The sequence below is a fragment of the Haemophilus sp. THUN1691 genome (assembly GCF_059704425.1).
On record NZ_AP046578.1, the window covers coordinates 109008 to 133994 of the forward strand.

Consider the following 24987-nt stretch of genomic DNA (forward strand, 5'->3'; position numbering starts at 1 on the left):
TTATAGGATAAGTTGTGCTTAATTAACGGGCTTAAACTTTTTTAGTTACGTTTAGTAAAATAAAAAATCCACACTTTAATAGTAAACTTTTAAAGTCTGGATTTTGTAATAAAACTTCAGAAGAAATTAAGAAATTTTCTTTTCTAACACTTTTAAACGTTTATTTATTCCATCAATACCTAACGTCAGTGCCGCTGTTTTACGCCATTCTTTATTCGTTTGCAATGGAATACCAGAGGAATATACTCCAGGCTCTGTAATTGGGCGCATAACCATTCCCATTCCAGTAATCGTGACTTTATCGCAAATTTCCATATGGCCATTAATCACACTTGCACCGCCAATTAAGCAATAGCGCCCAACAGTCAAACTACCTGCCATAATAACGCCACCAGCAACCGCTGTACCTGTGCCTATATGAACATTATGTGCAATTTGACAAAGGTTATCGATAATCACGTTATCTTCAATAATCGTTGCGTCTAATGCGCCTCTATCGATACAGGTATTCGCACCAATCTCAACGTTATTACCAATTATTACTTGCCCTACTTGTGGAATTTTAATCCAACGACCACGATCATTTGCGTAACCAAAACCATCACTACCGATGACTGTTCCTGATTGAATTAAGCAATTAGTGCCAATCTCAACGTTATGGTAAACAGTTACATTAGCCCAGAGTTGAGTGCCTGAACCTATCTTAGTATTTTTACCAACAAAACAATTTGCACCAATGATCACGTTATCACCAAGTACAACACCTTCTTCAATCACTGCATTGGCGCCAATTGAAACATTCTTCCCTAAAAATGTGTCATCAAAAATTACCGCACTTTTTGCAATGCCTTGCGCAGCCTTTGGTGTGCTATCCATATATTGAGCCAAAATTGCGTAAGCTACATAAGGATCTTTAACAATAAGTAAATTACTTTCTGGAGAACAGTGTTCGACATCCTCTTCAGAAACAACCAAAATTCCTGCTTTAGAATCTTTCAATAATGCACGAAATTTTGCGTTAGAAATAAAAGTAAGTTGATTTGATTGGGCTTTATCGAGTGGAGCGATATTCTCAACAACAACATCGGCGTTACCGCGAACGGTAGCGCCGATTTGAGTTGCCAATTCTTGTAAAGAATAGGATTTTTGCATTATGAGAACCTATTATTTTTTCTCTTGAGCTTTTTCAGAAGCAGGGATAGATTTTAATACTTCTTCTGTGATGTCTTTACCCTCTACCGCAAACACAACTGAATTTGCATCAAGCACATAAGTATAACCTTTCTCTTTTGCTAAATTATTTGTAGCAGTTTGAATACTATCTAATAATTTACCACGCTCTTCTGCTTGACGTTTTTCATTTTGCGCTTGGAACTCTTGAACTTTTTTATCTTGTTCCTGCATTAATTTTTGTAATTCAGCATCTTCAGCAGCGCCTAATTTATTAATTTCCTCTTGGCGTTTTTGAATATCTGCTTGACGTAAGCGAGGCGCATCTTTTTCCAAAGCGGCAACTTTTGCTTCAACTTTCTTACGAGCAGCTACGATTTTATCATCAACTGCTTTTTTACTTGCAGCTAATTTTTCAGCTACAGGCTTAAATTCAGCATCAAGTTTATCCGCTACCGCTTGACGATCTGGGTGATTTTGGAAAATATAACCTGCATTAATAAAAGCAATTTTTTCTTCAGCTGCAGCATAGCCTGAAGCAAGTGCGATACCTAAAGCAAGTGCGGTTACTTTTGCGATGTTTTTCATTTGATAAATATCCTTAATTAAATAGTGGTTTGTTTAATATTTTCTCTACCTAATAAAATTAGGCAGAGAATGTTATCTTTGAATTCTAATGATGGAAAAAGTTCAATTTATTAGAAAGAACCACCAATACTAAATTGGAACTGTTCTACATCATCATTTTCATGTTTTTTGATCGGTTTAGCATAAGAGAACACTAACGGTCCAATAGGTGATTGCCATTGGAAACCAACCCCAGCAGATGCACGAACTCGACTAGCTTTTCCATAATCAGGTAAATTTAACGCAGCAATACTTGCGTCTAATGCTTTATCGGATTTCCATTTTGTATTCCACACACTTGCAGCGTCCACAAATAATGAGGTTCTAACAGAGTTTTGGCCTTTATCACCGACAAATGGAGTTGGCACAATTAACTCTGCACTAGCTGTAGCTATTGCATTACCCCCCACAATATCTGTGCTTGGTACCCATTTATTTTGGGTTGGATTTAAATAAATAGCATTCGGTCCAACAGCACCATATGCAAATCCACGTAAAGAGCCAATACCACCAGCAGTATAATATTGATAGAATGGCAAGCGTTTGTTACCAAATCCATTTGCATAGCCAACAGATGCTTTTGCCGACATTACCCAGCGATGATCTCGATCTAATGGATAGAATCCTTGAACATCAGCACTTAATTTATAGTATTTATTATCAGAACCAGGAGTCGTAACTCGTCCACCAAGACTTGCTTTGACCCCTTTAGTTGGGAAATATCCTCTATTGAGACTGTTATAGTTCCAACCGAATGAGAAATCAAAGTCGTTTGTTTTAATAGCATTTCCATTAAAATTCATCGATTGCATATATAAATCACGACTATATTCTCTCGCGAAGTTACTAATTTTATTATAGCTATAACCTAATCCTACATAGTAAGAGTTATTTTCATTTACAGGGAAACCTAAAGTAACGTTACCACCATAAGTCGTACGTTTATAATTAGAAGAGGTGTCATTTCTAGAGTTGTCATAGTTTTCAAAGAAAACATTTCCACCTAAACTGACTCCATCTTTCGTGAAATACGGCTCAACATAACCTAAATTTACGCTAGTACCGTAGTCATTACGTGTTCCACCAAGGCTAACTGAAGCACCAGTTCCCAAGAAATTATCTTGTTTAACACTAGCTTGATAACTAATACCACTCTCTGTACCGTAGCCAATACCAAAGTTGATACTACCTGTATTACGCTCTTTAACTTTATACACGACATCTACTTCGTCATCCGTACCTTTTACAGGATCAATTCGGTTTTCTACGGTTTCAAAGAATCCTGTACGATCTAAACGGATTTTACCTAACTCAACTAATTGCGAGTTATACCACGCCCCTTCTTGCTGGCGCATTTCTTGACGTAAAGTACTATCCGCTGAAACAGTATTTCCTTCAAAGCGTAGTTGACGAACAGTTAAACGTCGACCAGCATCAACAACAAAAGTAATAGCTAAAGTTTTATTTGCATCATCAAAATCAGGTACAGCATTCACTGTTGCAGTACCGTAACCACGTTCACCCAATTTGGCTTTAATCGCATTTTCAACATCGGCAATGTCACTTCGACGGAAAGTGTCATTTAAGTGTAATGAAGAAAGCAAGGGTTCAAGTTCTGAAGCCATCCCACCCACATTACCAACAATGCGAGCACTACGAAGGTCATACTGTAAACCTTCATTTACATCAATGGTTACATTTACTTTCGTTTTTTCATCATTTAGCTGAACATCAGTTTTAGTGATTTGTGCTTTGGCATAACCATTATTTAAATAATAATCACGAATTGACTGTAAATCTTTCTCGAACTGAGCGCCTTCAAATTTATTACCCCATAATTTCCACCAAGAATCAGGTTGTAATTCCATTTGCTCTTGCAACGTACTGCTACTAACAGATTCATTACCATTGAAAGTTAATGATGCTAATTTTGCAGTATCATCTTCATTAATCTGAATTAAAATTTCAGCACGATTATTTGGTAACGTATTGACAATAGGTTCAACGGTTGCGTTATAGCGACCTACGCTTGCATAGTGCTCTTTTACACTTTTGGCAAATTCATTTAATTTTTCTCGAATTAAAACATCACCAACTTTAAAACCGTTAGCATCTAAGTTTTGTTTAAGTGCTTCAGTGGGAATAACAGAGTTACCTCTGATTTTAACATCTGAAATGATCGATTTAGCCACAACGCTAACAACAAGCACATCGCCTTCTTGATGCGCATTCACATCATCGAATCGACCACTTACGAATAAAGAGCGGACAATATTAGCCACATCATTGTCAGTCACACGCTGACCGGCACGAACAGGTAGACTTGCTCGGATTTGTTGTTCTAAGTCGCCTTGAACACCATCCACACGAATATCTTTTGCCACAAAAGGTGCGGCAAACACAGTCGTTGTCGTACCGAATAATAAACTTGCGATTAGAAGTTTTTTCATCGATTGTATCCTATATAAATTATAGACGTAAAAAATCATTAAATAATGCAAACACTGTTAAACTTAATAACAGTGCTGCGCCAATTCGATAACAGATGCTTTGCACCCGCTCAGAAACAGGTTTTCCTTTAACAGCTTCCATTGCTAAAAAAACTAAATGACCGCCATCTAATACAGGCAATGGGAATAAATTCATAATACCTAAATTCACACTAATCAATGCCATAAAACTTAAAAAATACACCAATCCAATATTAGCGGATGCACCAGCACCTTTAGCAATAGAAATCGGGCCGCTTAAATTGTTTAATGACAAATCACCCGTGATTAATTTTCCTAACACCTTCAAGGTTAACACAGAAAGTTGGCCAGTCTTTTCAATGCCTTTTTGCAAAGAGTTAAGGATATCATATTTTAATTCAGTACGATATTCATCAGATAATTTTACGAAAGTTGGGCTTAAACCTACAAACCATTTTCCACTCTGATTACGCACTGGAGTGATAATTTTGTCAAGCGTTTCCCCATTACGTTCAACTTTAATAGAAAAAGATTCGCCTTGTTCGACCTGTTTTATAAAATCTTGCCAAGGAAGTGCGGTTAAATTTTCTTTTAAAATTTTATCACCGATTTGTAAACCTGCTTTCTCAGCTGGAGAACCTTGAACAACTTTAGAAAGCACCATTTCAACTTTAGGACGCATAGGCATAATCCCTAATGCCTCAAAAGCACTTTCTTTTTCAGGATCAAAAGTCCAATTTGTAAGATTTAAAATACGTTGTTGTTCAACATTAGAACCGAAAGGAGAAAGGGTAATTTCAACATTAGGCTCACCCATTTTTGTGGCAAGTAGCATATTGATGGTTTCCCAATCTTGAGTTTCTTCACCATCAACAGCAAGAATTTGCGTATTAGGTTCAATGTGAGCTTGTGCTGCGATTGAACTTGGTGTTATTGATTCAATCACAGGTTTAACACTTGGCATTCCATAAAGGTAGATGACCCAATAGGCAAAAATGGCGAAAATAAAATTCGCCAAAGGGCCTGCAATAATCACAAATGCGCGTTGTAATACGCTTTTACTGTCAAATGCTTGTGACTTTTGTTCAACTGGAACCGCTTCATTACGTCCATCAAGCATTTTTACATAGCCGCCTAAAGGAATCATTGAAACCGCAAATTCTGTACCATGCTTATCGATACGTTTCCAAATTACCTTACCAAAGCCAATCGAAAAACGATGGACTTTTATACCGCACTTTCTAGCAGCCCAAAAGTGACCATATTCGTGAACGGATACTAATACCGCAATAGCAATGATAAAAGAACCTAGCGACCACAAAAATGACATTCAGAATCCTTATAACACAAAGAAATAGAAGTAGCTGAAAAAAGGTACCGCAGCAGTCAAGCTATCAATGCGATCTAATACACCACCATGACCCGGAATTAATTGACTGCTGTCTTTAACTCCTGACTCACGTTTAAACATACTTTCAGTTAAATCGCCCAATACTGAAATTGCAACTGTAGCAACGGAAAGAATAATGAATCCAGAGATATTTCTCTCACCAACTAAAACATCGCCAGAGAAATGAATAAATACAAAAGCAAGCACTAACGCTGTAATTAAACCACCAACAACGCCTTCCCAACTTTTACCAGGTGAAACTTTTGGCGCAAGTTTACGTTTACCAAATACGCGCCCGCTAAAATAAGCACCAGAATCAGCCGCCCAAACAAGCACAAATACATAAAGTAATAAAAATAAGCCGTGATAAGGATCATGGGTATAGTGTTCTAAACGTAAACGCAATACCCCAGCGATAAATGGAATTAAAGTAGAAAAGGCAAATAAAAGCTGTAAAAGAGGATTTTTAGACCAAAATTTAGCTGATTGAGGATAACTCACCACAAGCAATAAAGCTAAAAGCCACCAACCAACAGCGTTCATCAATAAAAGCTGAAGATGCTGTTCAAACACACGACCAGCATCTAAATAGTTGCCCTCAGTGTAGAGCCATAAAAAAATAAAGGCGCCTAAAAAGGCTGCAACACAAAAACGCGCTAAAGGCTGTTTAAGGCGAGCAAACTGAGTCCATTCCCAAACGCCTAAAGTCGCTACTGTACCTAACGCAAGGGCAAAATAAAAAGGCGTGAATAAAAATAGCGCACATAGCACCGCTACGATTAACACAATGGCAGATAAAACTCGTTGTTTAAGCATAATTTTAATCCATTTATTGAATTATTCTGTCCCACCAAAACGGCGATGACGTTGTTGATAACAGGCGATGGCACGGTTAAATTCCGCCTCATCAAAATCTGGCCACAGCACATCGGAAAAATAAAGTTCCGCATATGCAATTTGCCATAATAAAAAATTACTAATCCGTTGTTCACCACTGGTACGAATCAATAGATCTACTGGTGGTTCATCTTGTGTAACCAAATGACGCTGAAAAGCAATTTCATCAATCTCCTCAACGCTCATTTCATTATTTTTTACTTTTTCTGCAAGTTGTTTTGCTGCTTGCACAATATCCCAACAACCGCCGTAATTTGCAGCAATATTAAGCGTAAGTGCGGTATTTTTTTCTGTTAAATTTTCCGCTTTTGCAATTTTTTCTTGCAAAGATTCACTAAAACGAGATACATCGCCAATAATTTTCAGGCGAATATTATTTTTATGTAATTTTTTCACTTCGCGGTCTAACGCTTGCATAAAAAGCGTCATTAATGCGCTGACTTCTTGCTCTGGTCGATTCCAATTTTCGCTACTAAAGGCATAAAGTGTAAGAAAATTCACGCCAGTTTGGCGAGCATAACTTACTGCTCGGCGAACTGCAGATACGCCATTGGTATGACCAAAAATACGCATTTTATTTTTTTGTTTTGCCCACCGCCCATTACCATCCATAATAATGGCAACGTGTTTTGGAATATTGTTTTGATCGAGTTCTATCATTATTTTTATTATAAAAAGATCCCTATAAATTCGGCTGTGAACTATATCATAAGTTGTATTTGCTTGCTATGGATTAGCGATCCCTAATCCACACTTTATTTTTTACATAATTCATTTTTATAATAAAGAAAAATAAACAAAACGAAGAATTTATGTCTGCGATTGAACAAAATAAAGACGGTATTAGATTAAGAATATTCTTACAGCCAAAAGCCAGTAAAGATCATATTGCTGGCATTCACGATGATGAACTAAAAATTACCATTACTGCGCCACCTGTTGATGGTCAAGCAAATGCGCATTTATTGAAATTTTTAAGTAAATCCTTCAAAGTGCCCAAAAGCAGTATTATTTTAGAAAAAGGGGAATTGAGCCGACACAAACAAGTTTGGATTCCTGACCCAAAATTAATTCCCAAAGAAATTCAAAATCTATTGTAAAAACAAAGAAAAAAATCACCGCACTTTGGACTCTCACCCTATCAATTTATGCCGTTTTACGGTATTCTATACCACATTTTCTATTGTCAAAATGCTGCAAAAGTGCGGTTAAAATTTAAGGTGATTTTATGCAAGAACAATATCGCCCCGATATGATCGAACCAAAGGTTCAACAATATTGGGCAGAAAATAAAGTTTTCAAAGCAATCAAAGACGAATCTAAAGAAAAATATTACTGTCTTTCTATGTTCCCGTATCCTTCTGGCCGCCTGCATATGGGGCATGTGCGCAACTACACTATTGGTGATGTAATTTCTCGTTATCAACGCATGCTAGGCAAAAACGTATTACAACCATTTGGTTGGGATGCTTTCGGCTTACCAGCAGAAGGTGCCGCAATCAAAAACAAAACTGCGCCAGCTAAATGGACGTACGAAAACATCGCTTACATGAAAAAACAACTTCAGCTTTTAGGCTTTGGTTTCGACTGGGATCGTGAAATCGCAACCTGTAAACCAGAATACTACAAATGGGAGCAATGGTTCTTCACTGAGCTTTATAAAAAAGGCTTAGTGTACAAAAAAACCTCAACCGTAAACTGGTGCCCGAACGATGAAACCGTACTCGCAAACGAGCAAGTACACGAAGGTTGTTGCTGGCGTTGTGATACACCTGTGGAACAAAAAGAAATCCCACAATGGTTTATCAAAATTACTGACTATGCAGAGCAATTATTAGGTGGTTTAGATACCCTTCCACAATGGCCTGACATGGTAAAAACCATGCAACGCAACTGGATTGGTCGTTCTGAAGGGGTAGAAATTACCTTTGATGTTGCAGATACCAACGAAAAAGTAGCAGTTTACACCACGCGTCCAGATACCTTTTACGGTGTGAGTTATCTAGGCATTGCGGCGGCACATCCATTAGCAAGTTTGGCAGCTCAAAACAATCCCGAATTAGCCGCCTTTATCCAAGAAGCGAAAAACGCAAAAGTAGCAGAAGCAGATCTTGCGACAATGGAGAAAAAAGGAATGGCAACGGGCTTATTTGCTATTCATCCATTGACGGGTGAAAAATTACCGATTTGGGTCGCTAATTTCGTGTTAATGCACTACGGTACTGGTGCGGTAATGGCTGTTCCAGCTCACGACCAACGCGACTTTGAATTTGCTCAAAAATACAGCTTACCAATTAAACAAGTGATCGCACCACTTGCAGATGAAGAAATTGATTTAACCAAACAAGCCTTTACTGAACACGGCAAACTTGTTAATTCAGCTGAATTTGATGGTAAAGATTTTGATGGTGCTTTCAATGGTATTGCAGATAAATTAGAAAAATTAGGTGTTGGAAAACGTCAAGTGAATTATCGTTTACGTGACTGGGGCGTTTCTCGCCAACGTTATTGGGGGGCGCCAATTCCGATGCTAACCCTTGAAAATGGTGATGTAGTACCTGCACCAATGGAAGATTTACCAATTATTCTTCCTGAAGATGTGGTAATGGATGGCGTGAAAAGTCCAATTAAAGCTGATCCTAATTGGGCAAAAACAACCTTTAACGGCGCACTAGCGTTAAAAGAAACGGATACCTTTGATACCTTTATGGAATCCTCTTGGTATTACGCGCGCTACACTTGTCCACAATATCAAAATGGCATGCTTGATGCGGAAGAAGCAAACTATTGGTTACCAGTGGATCAATATATCGGTGGTATTGAACACGCAACAATGCACTTACTTTACTTCCGTTTCTTCCACAAATTATTACGCGATGCAGGATTTGTAACCAGTGACGAACCAGCCGATAAATTATTATGTCAAGGTATGGTGCTTGCAGATGCCTTCTACTACACCAGTCCAACAAATGAGCGTATTTGGGTAAGTCCAACACAGGTGACTCTTGAACGTGATGAAAAAGGCAGAATTATTAAGGCGACCGATCCTGAAGGGCGTGAACTAGTCCACAGTGGCATGACCAAAATGTCTAAATCCAAAAATAACGGTATTGACCCACAAGAAATGGTAGAAAAATATGGCGCTGATACTGTTCGTCTGTTTATGATGTTTGCCTCTCCAGCAGAAATGACCTTGGAATGGCAAGAATCTGGCGTAGAAGGTGCGAAACGTTTCTTAGGTCGTGTATGGAATTTAGTGTATCAATATCAACAAAATCCAGCAAAAACTAGCCTAGATATCACCGCACTTTCAGCCGCGCAAAAAGCGCTTCGTCGTGAAGTACATAAAACCATTGCAAAAGTGAGCGATGATATTGGTCGTCGTCAAACATTTAATACTGCGATTGCAGCAGTAATGGAGTTGATGAATAAACTGACTAAGGCTTCCTTAGAAAGCGATCAAGATCGTGCAGTCATGGCGGAAGCATTAAGTGCAGTTGTGCGTATGCTTTATCCAATTACGCCACATATCTGCTTTGAATTATGGCAAGCGCTAGGAAATGAAAGTAACATCGATACCGCTGAATGGGTGAAAGCTGATGAAGCCGCAATGGTAGAAGATGAAAAACTCATTATTGTGCAAGTAAATGGCAAAGTTCGTGGAAAAGTGACTGTTCCTGCAACGTCTTCAGAAGAGGAAATTAAAGCTGTGGCCAAAGCAGATCCTAATGTTGCAAAATTCCTTGATGGAAAAGAAATTCTTAAAGAAATCTATATTCCATTAAAAATGTTGAATTTTGTGGTTAAACCATAATCCGTAGAATCTGTGGAATATTGATATTTCACAGGTTCTATCTTTATATTAGTGTATGGATTTTAAATTCATACACTCCACAATAAAGGTAATTTTTATGATTAAATCAATCAAAGCGTTCTTTATTGTAGCAAGCATTACCGCGCTTTCTGCTTGCGGCTGGCATTTTCAAAATGGTACATTAATTCCACAAGAATTACGTACTCTTACATTTGAAAGCCCTGATCCATACAGCGAAATGTCAGTGGCGATGCATAATCAGCTACAAGCGAACAACATTCAGCTCGTCAATTCGACTCAAGGCGTTCCTGTTTTGCGTATCAATAAATTCCGCACAAATGATGAAGTCGCCTCTGTCTTTAAACGCGGACGTGAAGCTGAAAAAGTATTGATGTTAGAAGTGGAAGCAAGCATTCGTTTAGCGAATGGTGAAAGCCACCCAATCACGGCAAAAGTCAACCGTACTTTCTTTGATAACTCTCGCGCAGCATTGGCTAAATCCGCCGAACGAGAAGTAATTTGGAATGATATGCGGGAACAAGCTGCACGTCAGCTCATTACTAAAATGGTTGCATTAGAAAAACAAGTGAAAAACAAATAATGAATCGCATCTTTCCTGAGCAACTCAATCAACATCTTTCCCAGCGTTTAGCCAAAGTTTACTTTTTGGTAGGACAAGATCCCTTGTTACTGAGTGAAAGTGAAGATGCCATTTATAAAACAGCCAGCCAACAAGGATTCGATGAGAAAAATAGCATCCAGATTGATAGCCAAACTGACTGGGCACAACTCATAGAATCCTGTCAGTCTATGGGATTGTTTTTTAATAAACAAGTCATGGTATTAAATTTACCTGAAAATTTCACCGCACTTTTACAAAAAAATCTGCAAGAATTTATTTCGGTTCTACATGAAGATATCTTGCTAATTTTACAAATTGCAAAACTAACAAAAGCAAATGAAAACCAAGCATGGTTTGTTGAACTAAACCAATATGAAACCAGTGCGATTCTTGTAAATTGCCAAACACCTACGGCTGAAAATCTCCCTCGTTGGGTAAAAAATCGTACCAAAGCGATGGGATTAGACGCTGATGATGAAGCAATTCAACAACTTTGTTACAGTTATGAGAATAACCTGCTTGCGCTCAAACAATCTCTGCAGCTTTTAGATTTGCTCTATCCTGACCATAAACTTAACTATAATCGTGTCATTAGCGTCGTCGAACAATCATCAATTTTTACACCATTTCAATGGATTGATGCTTTGCTAATGGGAAAAGCAAATCGCGCTAAACGTATTTTAAAAGGTTTACAAGCAGAAGATGTGCAACCTGTTATTTTATTACGCACGCTACAGCGAGAATTATTTACGTTGCTTGAACTTACCAAACCACAGCAACGCATTATGACAACGGAAAAACTTCCAACTCAACGAATTAAGGCTGAATTTGACCGTCTAAAAATCTGGCAAAATCGCCGACCGCTCTTTTTAAGTGCGATTCAACGTTTAACCTACCAAAAACTCTACGAAATTATCCAAGAGCTTGCCAATATTGAACGTCTTGCTAAGCAAGAATTTAGTGATAAAGTGTGGATTAAACTCGCTGATTTATCTGTAAAAATTTGTTTGTAATTGCTATTGTTTTTTTTTTGCACTAAAGCGGTATAATAAAACGCCATATCGGCAATGACTTATTAATTAACTTTCGTGAGGATATCATGATGAAAAAAACACTAGCTACGCTTATTTTAATGGGATTTGGTTTTTCAGCTTCAGCAACTGATTTGTCTGCAAGTTGTAAAACTTATTTCGCTGAAATTGATTCTTTCTTAGCATCAATGCCAGCTGCGCAAGCAAATGCGATGAAAGCTCAATATGAATCAAGCAAACAACAATTTGCATCAATGCCCGTAGCGGCACAGGATCAGGCTTGTAATCAAGCGGCAGAGCAACTTAAACAAATGAAAGCCGCAATGCCGAAATAATTTGAAAAAATCAATAGATATTATATAAACCCTAGCCTGACTAGGGTTTTATTTTATGGGATGGAGAGCTTCATTCAATAAGCGATGAATTAATTTAGCATTAGCTGGCGGAAACTGTCCTGCATCTAATGCGCGTTGCTCAACCCAAAAACCTTCTTGCCCTTCTCTCCCAAAAGGCTCACCAATCCATTCATCTACAACATAAAAGAAAAAAGAAATAATCTTTGTTGGATATTCAAATTGGAAGCGTTCGTAAAGTTCAGCATTTAATACAACAATGCCAATTTCCTCTTCCAGTTCACGTTTTAAAGCCTGTTCTGGAGTTTCTCCCGCATCCACTTTTCCACCGGGAAATTCTAAAGATTGGGCAAAATCCTGTCCTTCTAAACGCTGCGTTAAATAGATCTGCCCAAACTCATTACGAATAATCCCCGCAGCAACTTGTATAATTTTTTTATCCATTTCTTCTATCCAATAGCACGTATGAAAAAAGTGCGGTGAAAAATCACCGCACTTTGGCTAATCATTAATGGCGAGCAGCACGACTGCCATGACAATGCTTGTATTTTTTACCCGAACCACAAGGACAAGGCTCATTGCGTCCAATGCGACGATCTGAATAATCTTCAGAATCTGAATTTTGGATTGCCTGACCATTTTCATCCACAGGTAAATGATTTTGATTGATACGAGCAGCCATCTCCTGACGAGCACGTTCAGCTTCTTCCATTTCTTCTTGAGTACGTACACGTACACGCGTTAAAGTCGTAATAACGTGATGTTTTAAAGAATCCAACATTTCCGTAAACATACGGAAAGATTCTTTTTTATACTCTTGTTTTGGATCTTTTTGCGCATAACCGCGTAAATGAATACCTTGGCGTAAATAATCCATCGCCGCTAAGTGTTCTTTCCAAAGCTCATCTAAGGTTTGTAACATGACGCCTTTTTCAAAGTTGCGCATAGTTTCTTCACCAGCCAGCGCTTCTTTTCCTTTATATTCTTTTTCAGCGACTTCTACGATGCGTTCACGCAAGTTTTCTTCGTGCAGATTATTATCTTCTTCCAGCCAATGAGAAATTGGTAATTCCATACCAAACTCTTGAGCCAAACGTTCTTCAAGCCCTTTAATATCCCATTGTTCTTCCAAAGATTGCGGTGGAATATATTGATCAATCACACTATTAAATACATCGTGGCGAATGGCGTTGATAGTTTCAGAAATATCATCATTATCAAGCAAATAATTGCGTTGCTCATAAATTGCATGACGTTGGTCATTTGCCACGTCATCATATTCAAGTAGGTTTTTACGACCATCGAAGTGGAAAGCCTCAACTTTTGCTTGGGCAGATGCGATAACTTTCGCCAACATTTTCGATTCCATTGCCTCACCAGGCACGGTGAACGCTTTACGCATTAAATTGAGTTTACCTTCATTCAAATAAATGCGCATTAAGCCATCTTCCAAAGAAAGATAGAAACGAGAAGAGCCAGGGTCACCTTGACGGCCAGAACGACCACGCAACTGGTTATCGATACGGCGAGATTCATGACGCTCTGTACCGATAATATGCAAACCACCGGCTTTCATTACAATCTCGTGGTTCTTTTCCCACTCAGCTTTAAGCGCTTCAATTTGTTCTTGAGTTGGATTTTCTAATTTAGCAGCCTGCGCTTTCCAATTACCACCAAGGATAATATCTGTACCGCGACCCGCCATATTCGTTGCGATAGTCACCGCACTGGGATAACCAGCTTCTGCCACGATTTCTGCTTCTTGTTGGTGGAATTTCGCATTCAATACATTATGTTTGATGCCCGCTTTATCTAAAGCCTTAGATAATTCTTCTGATTTTTCTACTGAAATCGTCCCCACTAACACTGGTTGCTGGCGTTCTACACAATCTTTGATGTCTTCAATAATTGCATTAAATTTATATTGTTCATTTTCAAACATCACATCGGTACGATCATCACGGATCATTGGACGGTTTGTTGGAATCACAACGGTTTCCAAACCGTAAATTTGTTGGAACTCAAACGCTTCAGTATCCGCAGTCCCCGTCATACCGGCAAGACGCTCATATAAACGGAAGTAGTTTTGGTAAGAGATTGACGCAACAGTTTGGTTTTCACTCTTAATTTCAACCCCTTCTTTTGCCTCAATGGCTTGGTGTAAACCATCTGACCAACGACGCCCTGCCATCGTACGACCCGTGTGTTCATCAACAATCACGATTTCACCATCTTTCACAATGTAATCCACATCTTTTTCAAACAATGTGTGCGCACGCAAGGCAGCCATAACATGGTGAAGCAATACAATTCGACCAGGAGAATACAAAGAATCACCTTCTGGCATTAAACCTTGCGCAATCAACCAATCTTCCACTTTTTCTTGGCCACGTTCAGTTAAGTGCGCCTGTTTAGATTTAAGATCTAAAGTAAAATCACCTTCACCTTGGTATTCTTCTGTATCTTCTTTTTCTTGCTTAATTAAGTTTGGAATCAGTTTATTTACCGCAATATAAAGTGCAGAACTGTCTTCCGCTTGACCAGAAATAATCAATGGTGTACGCGCTTCATCGATTAAGATAGAGTCCACTTCATCCACCAACGCATAGCCTAAAGTACGTTGGAAACGCTCTTCTTTTGAGTGAGCTAAGTTGTCACGTAAGTAATCAAAACCAAGTTCACTATTGGTTGCATAAGTAATATCTGCTGAATAAGCGGCACGTTTTTCTTCAGGCGGTAAACCAGGAATATTTACGCCTACACTCATGCCCAAAAATTCAAATAACGGACGGTTGGTTTCTGCATCTCGGCGAGCAAGATAATCATTCACCGTAACAACATGAACGCCTTTACCTTCAAGTGCGATTAAATAACAAGGCAAAGTCGCAGTTAATGTTTTACCTTCACCAGTGCGCATTTCTGCGATACAGCGGTTAGTCAATACCATCCCACCAATAAGCTGAACATCAAAATGTCTCATACCAAGCACGCGCTTACTTGCTTCACGTACCGTTGCAAATGCTTCTGGTAAAATTTGTTGCAAAGTTTCACCCGCACTTAAACGTTGACGGAATTCATCTGTTTTTGCACGAAGTTGTTCATCTGTGAGGGATTCAAACTCAGGTTCTAATTTATTGATTTTTGCAACTTGTTTTCTTAATTTACGTAAAATACGGTCGTTACGGCTGCCAAAAATTTTCGTTAAAATGCTCATAATTTCTCTTTTTAAATATATAAGTTAAATAGTTAAATGCGTATGAAATACTTTCTTTCATGCACAATAATTTTTTTAAAATATCGCTATTTCAATAGCAATATTCTTCACAGAAAACAGAAAATTAAATAAGCAAGGGACCAGCTCGAATTGGCGCACTAATGTTCAACACTTCAGCAAAAAAGTGCGGTTGAATTTTAGGTTGTTTTTCAGTTTGACGGAAAATTGAAGGTTGAGGAATGGCTTGTCGTTGCACTGCACGTGCTACTTTTACCGTTTCCAACGCTTGTTGAATGGAAACACTCGAGGAATAATTTTCCGCATTATTTTGATTTTCAAAACTTTGTGCGTTAGGCAAAGCAAAAATCGCGATAATACTTAAAAGTAATCGCGACCAAAAATTCGGTTTGACAGTGCCTGAAATCATCGTCTCGTTGTTTATTATGAAAATTGCGTGTATTGTAGCGGAAATCTAAACTAATGTCATTTACTGAGGGCAGACTTTATGGAAAACAAGGCTGAGCGTTATCAAAAAGCAGTCAATATTATGGATGTGCTTGAGCAATCCCCCTTTGCCAAAATAATGAAAAAAGGTCTTGCCATGAATGAACTTAATCAAAAATTTAACCGCATTTTTCCACAGGAATTTCACGGCAAATTTCGTATTGGTAATATGATAGATAACTCAATTTTTATTGAAACAGCAAATGCGATCGTTCGTCAAGGAATTTTATTCAGACAGACAGAATTGTTGAAACTCATTCAAGAAGAATTTCCGCAGGTAAAACGACTTGAGATAACAATAAACCCTGGTTTTTAAAAGCTAAGAATAGGAGAAAATGGAGATTTAATATCAATCAGACTTTTTTAACAATGCTTTCTCTATTTTTTTCTCTTCGCGTCTCTTCTGAAAAAATGCGCTTAATTTCTGACTACACTCTTCTGCCAATACACCAGATGTAATCTCCAGAGTATGATTCATTTTATAATCATCAAAAAAATGGAAACGTGATCCAACCGCACCAGTTTTATAATCAGAAGCGCCGAACACAAGGCGTTTAATTCGGCTATGCAAAATTGCCCCAGCACACATTGTGCAAGGCTCTAATGTCACATAAAGCGTGGTATTCAGTAGGCGATAATTTTGAATATTTTTCGCGCCATTACGCAAGGCGATAATTTCAGCATGTGCGGTAGGATCACTTTGAACAATGGAGAGATTCCAACCTTCGCCAATAATATTCCCACTCTCATCCACCAAAACCGCCCCCACAGGAATCTCACCTAACGCTTCTGCTTTATCCGCAAGAGTAAGGGCATAGCGCATCATTTTCTCGTCAAATTCTGATCGCACTTTTGTTGCATCCATTAGACGGAAAAAGGATATTTAATCGGTTCATGAGATTGATAGCCAATGACGTTGAAATCATCCATCGTGACCCAAGTTTCTAAATCTTCAAGGCTTTTTATATCTGGATTGATTTCTAATTTTGGCAATGGGAAAGGCTCGCGTTTAAGTTGCACATCACGCATTAACTCAAGCTGATCTTCATAAATATGTGCATTCACAATTTTATGATATGCCTTGCCTGCTTTTTTGCCCGTAATCTGAGCCATAAGCGCCAAGAACGTAAACACTTGGATTTGATTGAAATTCAATCCAAGCGGAACATCACAAGAACGTTGATAACTAGTAAGATGTAAAGTATTGCCCACAAGAGAAAAAGTATGCGTGTGCATACAAGGACGAAGACAACCAAGATCAAATTCCCCTGGATTAAAGAAGGTTAAAATTTCCCCTCTATCATCAATGCCCTTTGTCAAATTATTAACAATTTTGCGTAGCTGATCGATGGTTTCACCATTAGGCTTACGCCATGCTCTGCCCTGCACACCATATACGCGCCCCATATCGTCAATACCTCTACGGTGCGAATTGGCAAGCCATGCGGCATTTTCATTCGCATTGGCATCCCAAGTTTTAGTACCAAGTGCGCGGAAATCAGCGGCATTGTCATATCCACGAATATAACCTAAAAATTCAGCAATGGCCGCTTTCCAATAACTTTTACGTGTAGTAATCAGCGGAAATTGATTGTTCGCCACATCATATTCTAAATCAGCATTAATAACGGTGAGACAGCGCTTACCTGTACGCTCATTGGCAACCCATTCACCTTCATTAACAATGCGACGACAAAGATCAAGATATTGCTTCATAAAAAATCTCCTATTTTATTACCGCACTTTTGCGTGAATAAGGCCAAGCCATAATTAAAGCGCCACCAATAATCATTGGTAAACACAGCGCTTGTCCTCTTGTAATGACGCCAAAGAAATTTTCAACTTCAGGTTCACGCACATATTCCACAATAAAACGGAAGACGCCATAACCAATTAAGAATAAGCCTGCAACAGAGCCCATTGGACGTGGCTTTTTAATAAAAATATTCAGAATCGTAAACAACACTACGCCTTCTAAAAAGGCTTCATAAAGTTGTGATGGATGGCGTGGAAGTAATAGCGGATCATTCGGGAAAATCATTGCCCAAGGCACATCCGTTTCGCGTCCCCATAGCTCAAGGTTAATGAAATTACCAATTCTACCTAAACCTAAACCAAACGGAATCAAAGGCGCAACAAAATCAGCCGTTTGCCAAAAATTACGTTTTTGTGAATAAGACGTCCAAATCATGGCAACAATGACGCCTATTAAGCCGCCATGGAAAGACATCCCACCTTCCCAAACACGGAATAAATAAAGCGGCTCTTGTAAGAAACGATCTAAATTATAAAAAAATACATCGCCAACACGTCCGCCAATAAATACGCCCATAAAACCGTTGAAAAGTAAGGTATCAACTTGATCCACTGTCCAACCGCTATTTGGGCGATTAGCACGACGAACCGCAAGCCAGCGTGCAAAAATAAAACCTAAAAGGTACATCAAACCATACCAACGTAAGCCGATATTGCTATCACCAAGAGTAAAAATAGTTGGATCAAAATGAGGCAGAAGCAAGTAATTTGAATTCATAATTTTCTCTATCTAATAAACATATCAACAGCAATGGTAATTAATAAAAGGGCAAATCCTTTCTTTAAAGTTGGCACTGGTAGTTTTGAGGTGGCTGTCGCACCAAGTTTTGACGTGAAAAACGATGTAGCAGTAATACATAACACTGCAGGGAAATAAATGTAACCTAAAGAATATTCCGGCATTGCAGCATTGCCCCAGCCACTTAACATAAAACTGAACATTCCAGAAGTTCCGAGTAACATGCCACAGAAAGCCGAGGAACCAATAGCCTTTTTCATATCGATGCCGCGAGAATTTAAAAACGGCACAATAAATCCGCCACCACCGATACCTGCAGCACTAGATGCCATACCAATTAGAATGCCTCCGATAATAGACGATTGAGTCGTTAAAGGTTTAACTGTTTTATTTGTCTTAGGTTTAATAGATAAGACCATTTTAACTGCGAGATAAACCACTAAACAGGCAAATAATTTACTAGAAATATCGCGATCAAGTTTTCCGATAAAGAAACCACAAATAAATACGCTAACCATGATGCTTGGAGCAAGGATCTTCACCGCACTCCACACAATATTACCTAACTTATGATGTCGTTGAGCCGAAGAAAAGCCAGTAATAACAATCGTTGCGAAAGAGGTTCCAAGTGCGGTAGACATTAACAAAGGTTCTGGCACGCCTACCATTGGTAGTAAGTACACCAACACAGGAACAATCATTAATCCACCGCCGATACCAAAAAGCCCCGCAAAAAAGCCAGCCACAGCCCCCACAAGCAAACAAAGTAAAATAAAGCTAAGCATTATGAATTCCTTGTTTTATTAAAAGAACGTTTTGGAAATTTTGAACCATTATATTTTTTAGGATGAGTATAAGATTTTTGCTCCAATTCTCGCGCAGGTTGATATACAGGAGGATTTACTGAGAACAACACACTCGAAAACTCTTTCATTGCTTTGCGATACACTTCTTTTTTGAACGATACGACCTGACGAACAGGATACCAAAAACTAACCCAACGCCATCCATCAAATTCTGGCGATTTGGTTGTTTGCATATTGATATTTTTTTCATCGCCAACAAGCTGCAACAAAAACCAGCGTTGTTTTTGTCCTATACACATCGGTTTGCTGTCATAACGCAACAAACGTTTTGGTAATTTATAACGCAACCAATGCTTAGATACATATAAAATGCGTATATCTTTAGGCTGTAGACCAACTTCTTCGTACAGTTCACGATACATCGCTTGCTCGGCACTTTCATTATCATTAATGCCACCTTGCGGAAACTGCCACGAATTTTGCCCACAGCGCTTCGCCCAAAGCACTTGCCCGTTGCGATTACAAATCACAATACCCACATTTGGACGGTAGCCATCAAAATCGATCACTATCGTTTTACCTTAAATTTTTCATACAAAAATAGTCTGCAGATTGTTTCATAAATCAGTGTTTTTATCAACCAAAGGGCTGGTTACACAATAAAATACACAGATTGTGGATAACATTGTGAATAACGGATTTCTGATTGTGAATTGAGCACGTAAAAACAGAGTGAGATCCTTATCACATCGAACTTAAAAATAAATTGAGTTATTTTCGATCTAAAAATCTAAAGAAAAAATAAACCGCACTTTTCACATATAAAAATGGAAGAAAGTGCGGTAAAAAAATACAATTTTTAAAGAGACGCCATTCATCAAAGATCTTTTGGTCATCTCTTTGAGTTATTCAATATTTCTGTGGATAAAATTGTGATTGAGAAAATCCATAATGTTGTATAACTCAAACAAACCTTTCCAATATAATTTCAATATAAAATTTATCCATTTAAATTCAATCATTTAGTCACAAAACATAACAATATTTGTAATACACAGAAGTCTCTAAATTTTAATGTCTAATTTTTAAACAAATTATTTTAGGCTGGCAAAATAACGTTCCCAATCGAAATATTGACCTGGATCGATCTTACGTCCTGGCGAAATATCACAATGCCCAACAATCCGCTCTTTCGTAATCTTAGGATAACTTTTCATGATTAGGTTAGTTAATTCTTGCAATGCCCAATACTGCTCATTAGTAAAAGGTTGTTCATTACTACCTTCTAACTCAATTCCAATGGCAAAATCATTACATTTTTCTCGCCCTTGAAAGCAAGATAATCCAGCGTGCCAAGCCCTTTGGTTAAAATTAACATATTGCGTGATTCGCCCATCTCGTTCAATCAAACAATGGGCAGAAACACGCATTTGATAAATTTCTTCAAAATAAGGATGAATCTTAGGATCTAATTTTCCTTGAAAAAAATCATCCACATATCCGCCACCAAATTGTTCTGGCGGTAAGCTAATGTAATGGATAACAAGAAGTGAAATATCTTGTAAATCTGGGCGTTCATCAAAATACGGAGATGGAATTTGTCGACAATCAGTCAGAAATCCTTTATCAATATCTTTTATTTTTCGCATACATTTTTCCTATTTTTACGATCAGGATCACAGAAAAAGCGCGGTCTGTTTTACAAAACAATTTTCCCTTTTCACAATATTCCAGCCAATAAAGGCTTAATGAAAGGAAAATAAATGAAACTAACTACACAAACTACCTTGAAAAAAGGGTTTACCTTAATTGAATTAATGATAGTCATCGCCATCATTGCGATTTTAGCTACTATCGCTATTCCTTCTTATCAAAATTATACCAAAAAAGCAGCGGTATCCGAATTACTGCAAGCTTCCGCACCTTATAAGTCAGATGTGGAATTATGCGTTTATAGCACAGGCAAACCTTCTACTTGCTCGGGAGGAAGCAATGGAATTGCGGCTGATATTACAACTGCAAAAGGCTATGTAAAATCAGTGACAACAAGCAACGGTGCAATAACAGTAGCGGGTAATGGTACATTAGATGGAATGAGTTACACACTCACAGCTGAAGGAGATAGTGCAAAAGGCGTTACATGGAAAACCACCTGTGGCACAACGAATGCCGATATTTTCCCTGCAGGATTCTGTTCAAAATGATCGACTTAACTAGTGCAAAACCTCGTGTAAAAGCACAAAATGGCGAGATATTTACGATCTCGCCAGAGTTATGGGGGCGTAATCAGCAACAACAGTCGTTACTCTTACGTTATTTTGCTTTACCACTTAAAGAAGAAAATAATCGTCTTTGGCTAGGTGTCGATTCTCTTTCAAATCTTTCCGCCTGTGAAACTATTGCGTTTATAACTGGCAAGCTTGTTGAGCCAGTTTTATTAGAAAGCACTCAACTTAAAGAACTATTACAGCAACTTGCCCCTAATCAACCTAAAGTGGAAGAGCAAGTTAAATATTACCAACATCAAGAACAGTCTCATCTTGAACAACAAGATGACGAGCCCGTCATTCGCTTACTTAATCAAATTTTTGAATCCGCTTTACAAAATAATGCCTCAGATATTCACTTGGAGACTTTATCGGATCATTTCCAAGTGCGGTTTAGAATTGACGGTGTTTTACAAGCTCAGCCTCCACTTAGTAAAAATTTGGCTAATCGAATTATTTCTCGCCTAAAACTGCTCGCTAAATTAGATATCAGTGAAACCCGCCTTCCACAAGATGGACGATTTCAATTTAAAACTACGTTTTCCGATATTCTTGATTTCCGTCTTTCAACGTTACCAACTCATTGGGGAGAGAAAGTTGTCCTGAGAGCACAGCAAAATAAACCTGTAGAACTCAGCTTTTCTGAACTAGGCATGACTGAAAGTCAACAGAAAGAATTTCAACGCGCACTTAGCCAACCCCAAGGATTAATTTTAGTAACCGGCCCAACAGGAAGTGGGAAAAGTATCTCACTTTACACCGCACTTCAGTGGCTAAATACGCCTGATAAACATATTATGACCGCTGAGGATCCCATTGAAATTGAGCTTAATGGAATTATTCAAAGCCAAATAAATCCACAGATTGGATTAGATTTTAACCGCCTATTGCGTGCTTTCTTACGCCAAGATCCAGACATCATTATGCTAGGTGAAATTCGTGATGAAGAAAGTGCAATGATCGCGCTACGTGCTGCCCAAACGGGGCATTTGGTACTCTCAACTTTACATACCAATGATGCAATATCTGCCATTTCCCGCTTACAACAACTCGGTATTCAACAACATGAAATTGAAAACAGTTTGCTGCTCGTCATTGCGCAGCGTCTTGTACGAAAAATCTGTCCAAAGTGCGGTGGAAATTTAATAAATTCTTGTGATTGCCATCAAGGTTATCAAGGTCGAATCGGCGTGTATCAATTTCTACATTGGCAGCAGAATGGTTATCAAACGGATTTTCAAAATTTACGTGCGAGTGGTTTAGAAAAAGTTCGCCAAGGTATAACGGATGAGAAAGAAATTGAACGTGTGTTAGGTAAAAACTCATGACTAAAAAACTCTTTTATTATCAAGGTAGTAACGCATTAAATCAGAAACAAAAAGGCTCAATTATTGCGGATACGAAACAACAAGCACACTTTCAATTAATAAGCCGCGGGCTTACTCACATCAAATTACGACAAAACTGGCAGTTTGGGGCAAAGCCCAAAAATTCAGAAATCAGTGAATTACTCAATCAATTAGCGACATTGCTACAATCCGCTATTCCGTTAAAAAACAGTCTGCAAATTTTGCAACAAAATTGCACTCAAATTATGCTCAACGAATGGCTTGAACGACTGCTTCAATCTATTGAATCTGGTTTAGCATTCTCACAAGCAATTGAACAACAAGGAAAATATCTCACACAACAAGAAATTCAACTGATTCAAGTGGGAGAAATGACAGGCAAACTTGCCGTAGTTTGTAAAAAAATAGCCACGCACCGTAGTCAATCTTTGGCTTTACAACGCAAATTACAGAAAATTATGTTATATCCCTCAATGGTATTGGGAATTTCACTATTACTAACACTCGCATTACTGCTTTTTATCGTGCCTCAATTTGCTGAAATGTACAGTGGCAATAATGCTGAGTTACCAACAATAACCGCAATATTGCTCTCTATATCCAATGTTCTTAAGCAAAATATTGGCATTTTGCTATTTTTATCTTTTAGTTTTTTTCTATTTTATTACTTCTATCTAAAACGCCTGGTCTGGTTTCATCAACAGAAAAATCAACTTATTTCTATCACGCCTATTTTTGGCACAATTCAAAAGCTTTCACGTTTAGTGAACTTTAGCCACAGTTTACAAATTATGTTGCAGGCTGGCGTACCGCTTAATCAAGCACTAGACAGTTTTCTCCCTCGCACACAAACGTGGCAAACCAAGAAAACCCTCGTAAATGACATCGTATTAGATAAAGAAGTGCGGTCAATTTTACAATGGGTTTCTCAAGGCTATGCCTTTTCTAATAGCGTAAGTAGCGATCTTTTCCCGATGGAAGCACAACAAATGTTACAAATTGGCGAGCAAAGCGGAAAACTCGCTTTGATGCTAGAGCACATAGCAGATAATTACCAAGAAAAACTTAATCATCAAATTGACTTACTCTCACAAATGCTAGAGCCATTAATGATGGTGATAATCGGCAGCCTGATTGGAATTATTATGATGGGAATGTATTTACCTATCTTTAATATGGGCTCCGTTATTCAATGATTTACTTCGCAATGTTTTTATTAGGCGGCATCTTAGGGATCGCATTGTGGTTCTACCTATCTGGTTTTATTACGCGCTTGCAGCAAGAGATTTATGTGACTTACGTTGAATTATTTCCACAAAATCGTTCTCCATTTCAACCGCATTTTGTCTCTATTCAACAAAAAAAGTGCGGTCATATTTTGAGGTATTTTTTAAGCATTGGAGTAGGATTTATATTTTTACAAATTGCCTTTAAAGATTCTATTTTTACTGTATGGTTCGGACTCACACTTCTTATTCTTTGGACAATTAGTTATCTTGATTGGCACTATCAACTTATTTCTACTACACCCTGTTTATGGTTACTTACGCTCGGTTTATTTGGAGCAGACAATAACTTTTCATTGCTTACGTTATCTGAAAGCATAAAAAGTGCGGCAAGTTTTTTTATTGTTTTCTACGCAATCTATTGGATTGCAAAATTCTATTACAGAAAAGAAGCCTTTGGACGGGGAGATTATTGGCTAGCAATGGCATTAGGAAGTTTTATTCATTTAGAAACTTTACCGCACTTTTTGTTATTAGCCTCAGTTCTTGGAATATGTTTTTCGCTTATTCATAGGAAGAAAAAAGAATTTTTACCTTTTGCCCCTTTTATGAACTTATCGGCCGTCATAATTTATTTCGTCAAATATTACGGATATTAAAAAGGGGAAAACATAATATTTTCCCCTTGTTCT

At 38.1% G+C, this 24987-nt stretch carries 25 protein-coding genes; 10 read left to right on the forward strand and 15 right to left on the reverse strand.

All coding sequences use genetic code 11. The annotated features are described in order from the left end of the window. Positions 1 to 126 precede the first annotated feature (126 nt). The 6 genes from lpxD to uppS all read right to left on the reverse strand — a co-directional run bounded on the left by lpxD (position 127) and on the right by uppS (position 7215). A complete protein-coding gene (lpxD, locus tag AC6H0J_RS00535; RefSeq protein WP_118817153.1) occupies positions 127 to 1152 on the reverse strand; it encodes a UDP-3-O-(3-hydroxymyristoyl)glucosamine N-acyltransferase in 1026 nt (341 codons plus the stop codon). Positions 1153 to 1164: 12 nt separating this feature from the next. Then, positions 1165 to 1758 carry an OmpH/Skp family outer membrane protein gene (locus AC6H0J_RS00540; protein ID WP_118817154.1) on the reverse strand — a complete coding sequence of 198 codons (594 nt, stop codon included), beginning with the start codon at positions 1756 to 1758 and terminating at the stop codon, positions 1165 to 1167. Between the two features lie 110 nt (positions 1759 to 1868). After that, complete coding sequence (bamA, locus tag AC6H0J_RS00545) at positions 1869 to 4247, reverse strand: outer membrane protein assembly factor BamA (protein ID WP_497512703.1); 2379 nt, start codon at positions 4245 to 4247, stop codon at positions 1869 to 1871. 19 nt (positions 4248 to 4266) lie between these two features. Beyond that, complete coding sequence (rseP, locus tag AC6H0J_RS00550; RefSeq protein ID WP_118817156.1) at positions 4267 to 5598, reverse strand: sigma E protease regulator RseP; 1332 nt, start codon at positions 5596 to 5598, stop codon at positions 4267 to 4269. A 9-nt stretch (positions 5599 to 5607) separates the two neighbouring features. After that, entirely contained in the window at positions 5608 to 6474 is an 867-nt protein-coding gene (locus AC6H0J_RS00555) for a phosphatidate cytidylyltransferase (protein ID WP_118817157.1), read from the reverse strand. A 21-nt stretch (positions 6475 to 6495) separates the two neighbouring features. Further along, entirely contained in the window at positions 6496 to 7215 is a 720-nt protein-coding gene (uppS, locus tag AC6H0J_RS00560) for a polyprenyl diphosphate synthase (RefSeq protein WP_497512704.1), read from the reverse strand. Between the two features lie 152 nt (positions 7216 to 7367). Here uppS and yggU point away from each other — a divergent pair, with 152 nt between their 5' ends. From yggU to AC6H0J_RS00585, 5 genes are all read left to right on the forward strand, one after another. Beyond that, complete coding sequence (gene yggU / locus AC6H0J_RS00565; RefSeq protein WP_005627500.1) at positions 7368 to 7655, forward strand: DUF167 family protein YggU; 288 nt, start codon at positions 7368 to 7370, stop codon at positions 7653 to 7655. A 128-nt stretch (positions 7656 to 7783) separates the two neighbouring features. Beyond that, the gene (gene leuS / locus AC6H0J_RS00570; RefSeq protein ID WP_497512705.1) at positions 7784 to 10369 is read left to right on the forward strand and encodes a leucine--tRNA ligase; all 2586 of its coding nucleotides are present in this window, start codon (positions 7784 to 7786) and stop codon (positions 10367 to 10369) included. 97 nt (positions 10370 to 10466) lie between these two features. Continuing rightward, positions 10467 to 10970, forward strand: coding sequence for an LPS-assembly lipoprotein LptE (locus AC6H0J_RS00575; RefSeq protein WP_005627491.1), 504 nt, complete (start codon positions 10467 to 10469; stop codon positions 10968 to 10970). Then, positions 10970 to 12004 (forward strand): DNA polymerase III subunit delta, encoded by a 1035-nt coding sequence (gene holA / locus AC6H0J_RS00580; protein WP_005627489.1) that lies wholly within the window; start codon positions 10970 to 10972, stop codon positions 12002 to 12004. Before AC6H0J_RS00575 ends, holA begins: the two co-directional genes overlap by 1 nt. Positions 12005 to 12093: 89 nt before the next feature. Further along, entirely contained in the window at positions 12094 to 12357 is a 264-nt protein-coding gene (locus AC6H0J_RS00585; RefSeq protein WP_032825592.1) for a DUF5339 domain-containing protein, read from the forward strand. A gap of 48 nt (positions 12358 to 12405) precedes the next feature. Here AC6H0J_RS00585 and mutT read toward each other — a convergent pair whose 3' ends face one another. From mutT to secM, 3 genes are all read right to left on the reverse strand, one after another. Beyond that, entirely contained in the window at positions 12406 to 12819 is a 414-nt protein-coding gene (gene mutT / locus AC6H0J_RS00590; protein ID WP_005627484.1) for an 8-oxo-dGTP diphosphatase MutT, read from the reverse strand. A gap of 64 nt (positions 12820 to 12883) precedes the next feature. Next, on the reverse strand, positions 12884 to 15589 hold the full coding sequence (secA, locus tag AC6H0J_RS00595; protein WP_118817159.1) for a preprotein translocase subunit SecA: 2706 nt from the start codon (positions 15587 to 15589) through the stop codon (positions 12884 to 12886). A gap of 124 nt (positions 15590 to 15713) precedes the next feature. Then, the gene (gene secM / locus AC6H0J_RS00600) at positions 15714 to 16016 is read right to left on the reverse strand and encodes a secA translation cis-regulator SecM (RefSeq protein WP_118817160.1); all 303 of its coding nucleotides are present in this window, start codon (positions 16014 to 16016) and stop codon (positions 15714 to 15716) included. 78 nt (positions 16017 to 16094) lie between these two features. On the opposite strand from secM, the gene AC6H0J_RS00605 reads away from it, so the two are divergent. Next, positions 16095 to 16409 carry a DUF721 domain-containing protein gene (locus AC6H0J_RS00605; protein WP_005627477.1) on the forward strand — a complete coding sequence of 105 codons (315 nt, stop codon included), beginning with the start codon at positions 16095 to 16097 and terminating at the stop codon, positions 16407 to 16409. Between the two features lie 33 nt (positions 16410 to 16442). Here the strand turns inward: AC6H0J_RS00605 and tadA are convergent, their stop codons facing one another. The 6 genes from tadA to ampD form a co-directional block, all read right to left on the reverse strand. Continuing rightward, complete coding sequence (gene tadA, locus AC6H0J_RS00610) at positions 16443 to 16958, reverse strand: tRNA adenosine(34) deaminase TadA (protein ID WP_005627475.1); 516 nt, start codon at positions 16956 to 16958, stop codon at positions 16443 to 16445. Then, complete coding sequence (locus tag AC6H0J_RS00615; RefSeq protein WP_005627473.1) at positions 16958 to 17809, reverse strand: thymidylate synthase; 852 nt, start codon at positions 17807 to 17809, stop codon at positions 16958 to 16960. Before AC6H0J_RS00615 ends, tadA begins: the two co-directional genes overlap by 1 nt. A 10-nt stretch (positions 17810 to 17819) precedes the next feature. Then, positions 17820 to 18626 carry a prolipoprotein diacylglyceryl transferase gene (lgt, locus tag AC6H0J_RS00620; protein WP_497512706.1) on the reverse strand — a complete coding sequence of 269 codons (807 nt, stop codon included), beginning with the start codon at positions 18624 to 18626 and terminating at the stop codon, positions 17820 to 17822. 8 nt (positions 18627 to 18634) lie between these two features. Next, positions 18635 to 19432: a sulfite exporter TauE/SafE family protein gene (locus tag AC6H0J_RS00625; RefSeq protein ID WP_005627469.1), complete on the reverse strand. Its 798-nt coding sequence runs from the start codon at positions 19430 to 19432 to the stop codon at positions 18635 to 18637. Next, a complete protein-coding gene (gene rppH / locus AC6H0J_RS00630; protein WP_005627467.1) occupies positions 19432 to 20022 on the reverse strand; it encodes an RNA pyrophosphohydrolase in 591 nt (196 codons plus the stop codon). Before rppH ends, AC6H0J_RS00625 begins: the two co-directional genes overlap by 1 nt. A 525-nt stretch (positions 20023 to 20547) precedes the next feature. Beyond that, positions 20548 to 21102 carry a 1,6-anhydro-N-acetylmuramyl-L-alanine amidase AmpD gene (ampD, locus tag AC6H0J_RS00635; protein ID WP_005627465.1) on the reverse strand — a complete coding sequence of 185 codons (555 nt, stop codon included), beginning with the start codon at positions 21100 to 21102 and terminating at the stop codon, positions 20548 to 20550. Between the two features lie 114 nt (positions 21103 to 21216). On the opposite strand from ampD, the gene ppdD reads away from it, so the two are divergent. From ppdD to AC6H0J_RS00655, 4 genes are read left to right on the forward strand one after another with little or no spacing between them, the layout of a single operon-like run. Next, entirely contained in the window at positions 21217 to 21657 is a 441-nt protein-coding gene (ppdD, locus tag AC6H0J_RS00640; protein WP_005627463.1) for a prepilin peptidase-dependent pilin, read from the forward strand. After that, positions 21654 to 23048 (forward strand): GspE/PulE family protein, encoded by a 1395-nt coding sequence (locus AC6H0J_RS00645; protein ID WP_118817161.1) that lies wholly within the window; start codon positions 21654 to 21656, stop codon positions 23046 to 23048. Before ppdD ends, AC6H0J_RS00645 begins: the two co-directional genes overlap by 4 nt. Further along, the gene (locus tag AC6H0J_RS00650) at positions 23045 to 24265 is read left to right on the forward strand and encodes a type II secretion system F family protein (protein ID WP_046952736.1); all 1221 of its coding nucleotides are present in this window, start codon (positions 23045 to 23047) and stop codon (positions 24263 to 24265) included. Before AC6H0J_RS00645 ends, AC6H0J_RS00650 begins: the two co-directional genes overlap by 4 nt. Continuing rightward, positions 24262 to 24954 carry a prepilin peptidase gene (locus tag AC6H0J_RS00655; protein ID WP_046952737.1) on the forward strand — a complete coding sequence of 231 codons (693 nt, stop codon included), beginning with the start codon at positions 24262 to 24264 and terminating at the stop codon, positions 24952 to 24954. The genes AC6H0J_RS00650 and AC6H0J_RS00655 overlap by 4 nt, the downstream gene beginning before the upstream one ends. Positions 24955 to 24987 lie beyond the last annotated feature (33 nt).

Coding starts and splice junctions, on each gene's coding strand:
- lpxD (WP_118817153.1), bottom strand. CDS start 1,152: ATGCAAAAATCCTATTCTTTACAAGAATTGGCAACTCAAATCGGCGCT.
- AC6H0J_RS00540 (WP_118817154.1), bottom strand. CDS start 1,758: ATGAAAAACATCGCAAAAGTAACCGCACTTGCTTTAGGTATCGCACTT.
- bamA (WP_497512703.1), bottom strand. CDS start 4,247: ATGAAAAAACTTCTAATCGCAAGTTTATTATTCGGTACGACAACGACT.
- rseP (WP_118817156.1), bottom strand. CDS start 5,598: ATGTCATTTTTGTGGTCGCTAGGTTCTTTTATCATTGCTATTGCGGTA.
- AC6H0J_RS00555 (WP_118817157.1), bottom strand. CDS start 6,474: ATGCTTAAACAACGAGTTTTATCTGCCATTGTGTTAATCGTAGCGGTG.
- uppS (WP_497512704.1), bottom strand. CDS start 7,215: ATGATAGAACTCGATCAAAACAATATTCCAAAACACGTTGCCATTATT.
- yggU (WP_005627500.1), top strand. CDS start 7,368: ATGTCTGCGATTGAACAAAATAAAGACGGTATTAGATTAAGAATATTC.
- leuS (WP_497512705.1), top strand. CDS start 7,784: ATGCAAGAACAATATCGCCCCGATATGATCGAACCAAAGGTTCAACAA.
- AC6H0J_RS00575 (WP_005627491.1), top strand. CDS start 10,467: ATGATTAAATCAATCAAAGCGTTCTTTATTGTAGCAAGCATTACCGCG.
- holA (WP_005627489.1), top strand. CDS start 10,970: ATGAATCGCATCTTTCCTGAGCAACTCAATCAACATCTTTCCCAGCGT.
- AC6H0J_RS00585 (WP_032825592.1), top strand. CDS start 12,094: ATGAAAAAAACACTAGCTACGCTTATTTTAATGGGATTTGGTTTTTCA.
- mutT (WP_005627484.1), bottom strand. CDS start 12,819: ATGGATAAAAAAATTATACAAGTTGCTGCGGGGATTATTCGTAATGAG.
- secA (WP_118817159.1), bottom strand. CDS start 15,589: ATGAGCATTTTAACGAAAATTTTTGGCAGCCGTAACGACCGTATTTTA.
- secM (WP_118817160.1), bottom strand. CDS start 16,016: ATGATTTCAGGCACTGTCAAACCGAATTTTTGGTCGCGATTACTTTTA.
- AC6H0J_RS00605 (WP_005627477.1), top strand. CDS start 16,095: ATGGAAAACAAGGCTGAGCGTTATCAAAAAGCAGTCAATATTATGGAT.
- tadA (WP_005627475.1), bottom strand. CDS start 16,958: ATGGATGCAACAAAAGTGCGATCAGAATTTGACGAGAAAATGATGCGC.
- AC6H0J_RS00615 (WP_005627473.1), bottom strand. CDS start 17,809: ATGAAGCAATATCTTGATCTTTGTCGTCGCATTGTTAATGAAGGTGAA.
- lgt (WP_497512706.1), bottom strand. CDS start 18,626: ATGAATTCAAATTACTTGCTTCTGCCTCATTTTGATCCAACTATTTTT.
- AC6H0J_RS00625 (WP_005627469.1), bottom strand. CDS start 19,432: ATGCTTAGCTTTATTTTACTTTGTTTGCTTGTGGGGGCTGTGGCTGGC.
- ampD (WP_005627465.1), bottom strand. CDS start 21,102: ATGCGAAAAATAAAAGATATTGATAAAGGATTTCTGACTGATTGTCGA.
- ppdD (WP_005627463.1), top strand. CDS start 21,217: ATGAAACTAACTACACAAACTACCTTGAAAAAAGGGTTTACCTTAATT.
- AC6H0J_RS00645 (WP_118817161.1), top strand. CDS start 21,654: ATGATCGACTTAACTAGTGCAAAACCTCGTGTAAAAGCACAAAATGGC.
- AC6H0J_RS00650 (WP_046952736.1), top strand. CDS start 23,045: ATGACTAAAAAACTCTTTTATTATCAAGGTAGTAACGCATTAAATCAG.
- AC6H0J_RS00655 (WP_046952737.1), top strand. CDS start 24,262: ATGATTTACTTCGCAATGTTTTTATTAGGCGGCATCTTAGGGATCGCA.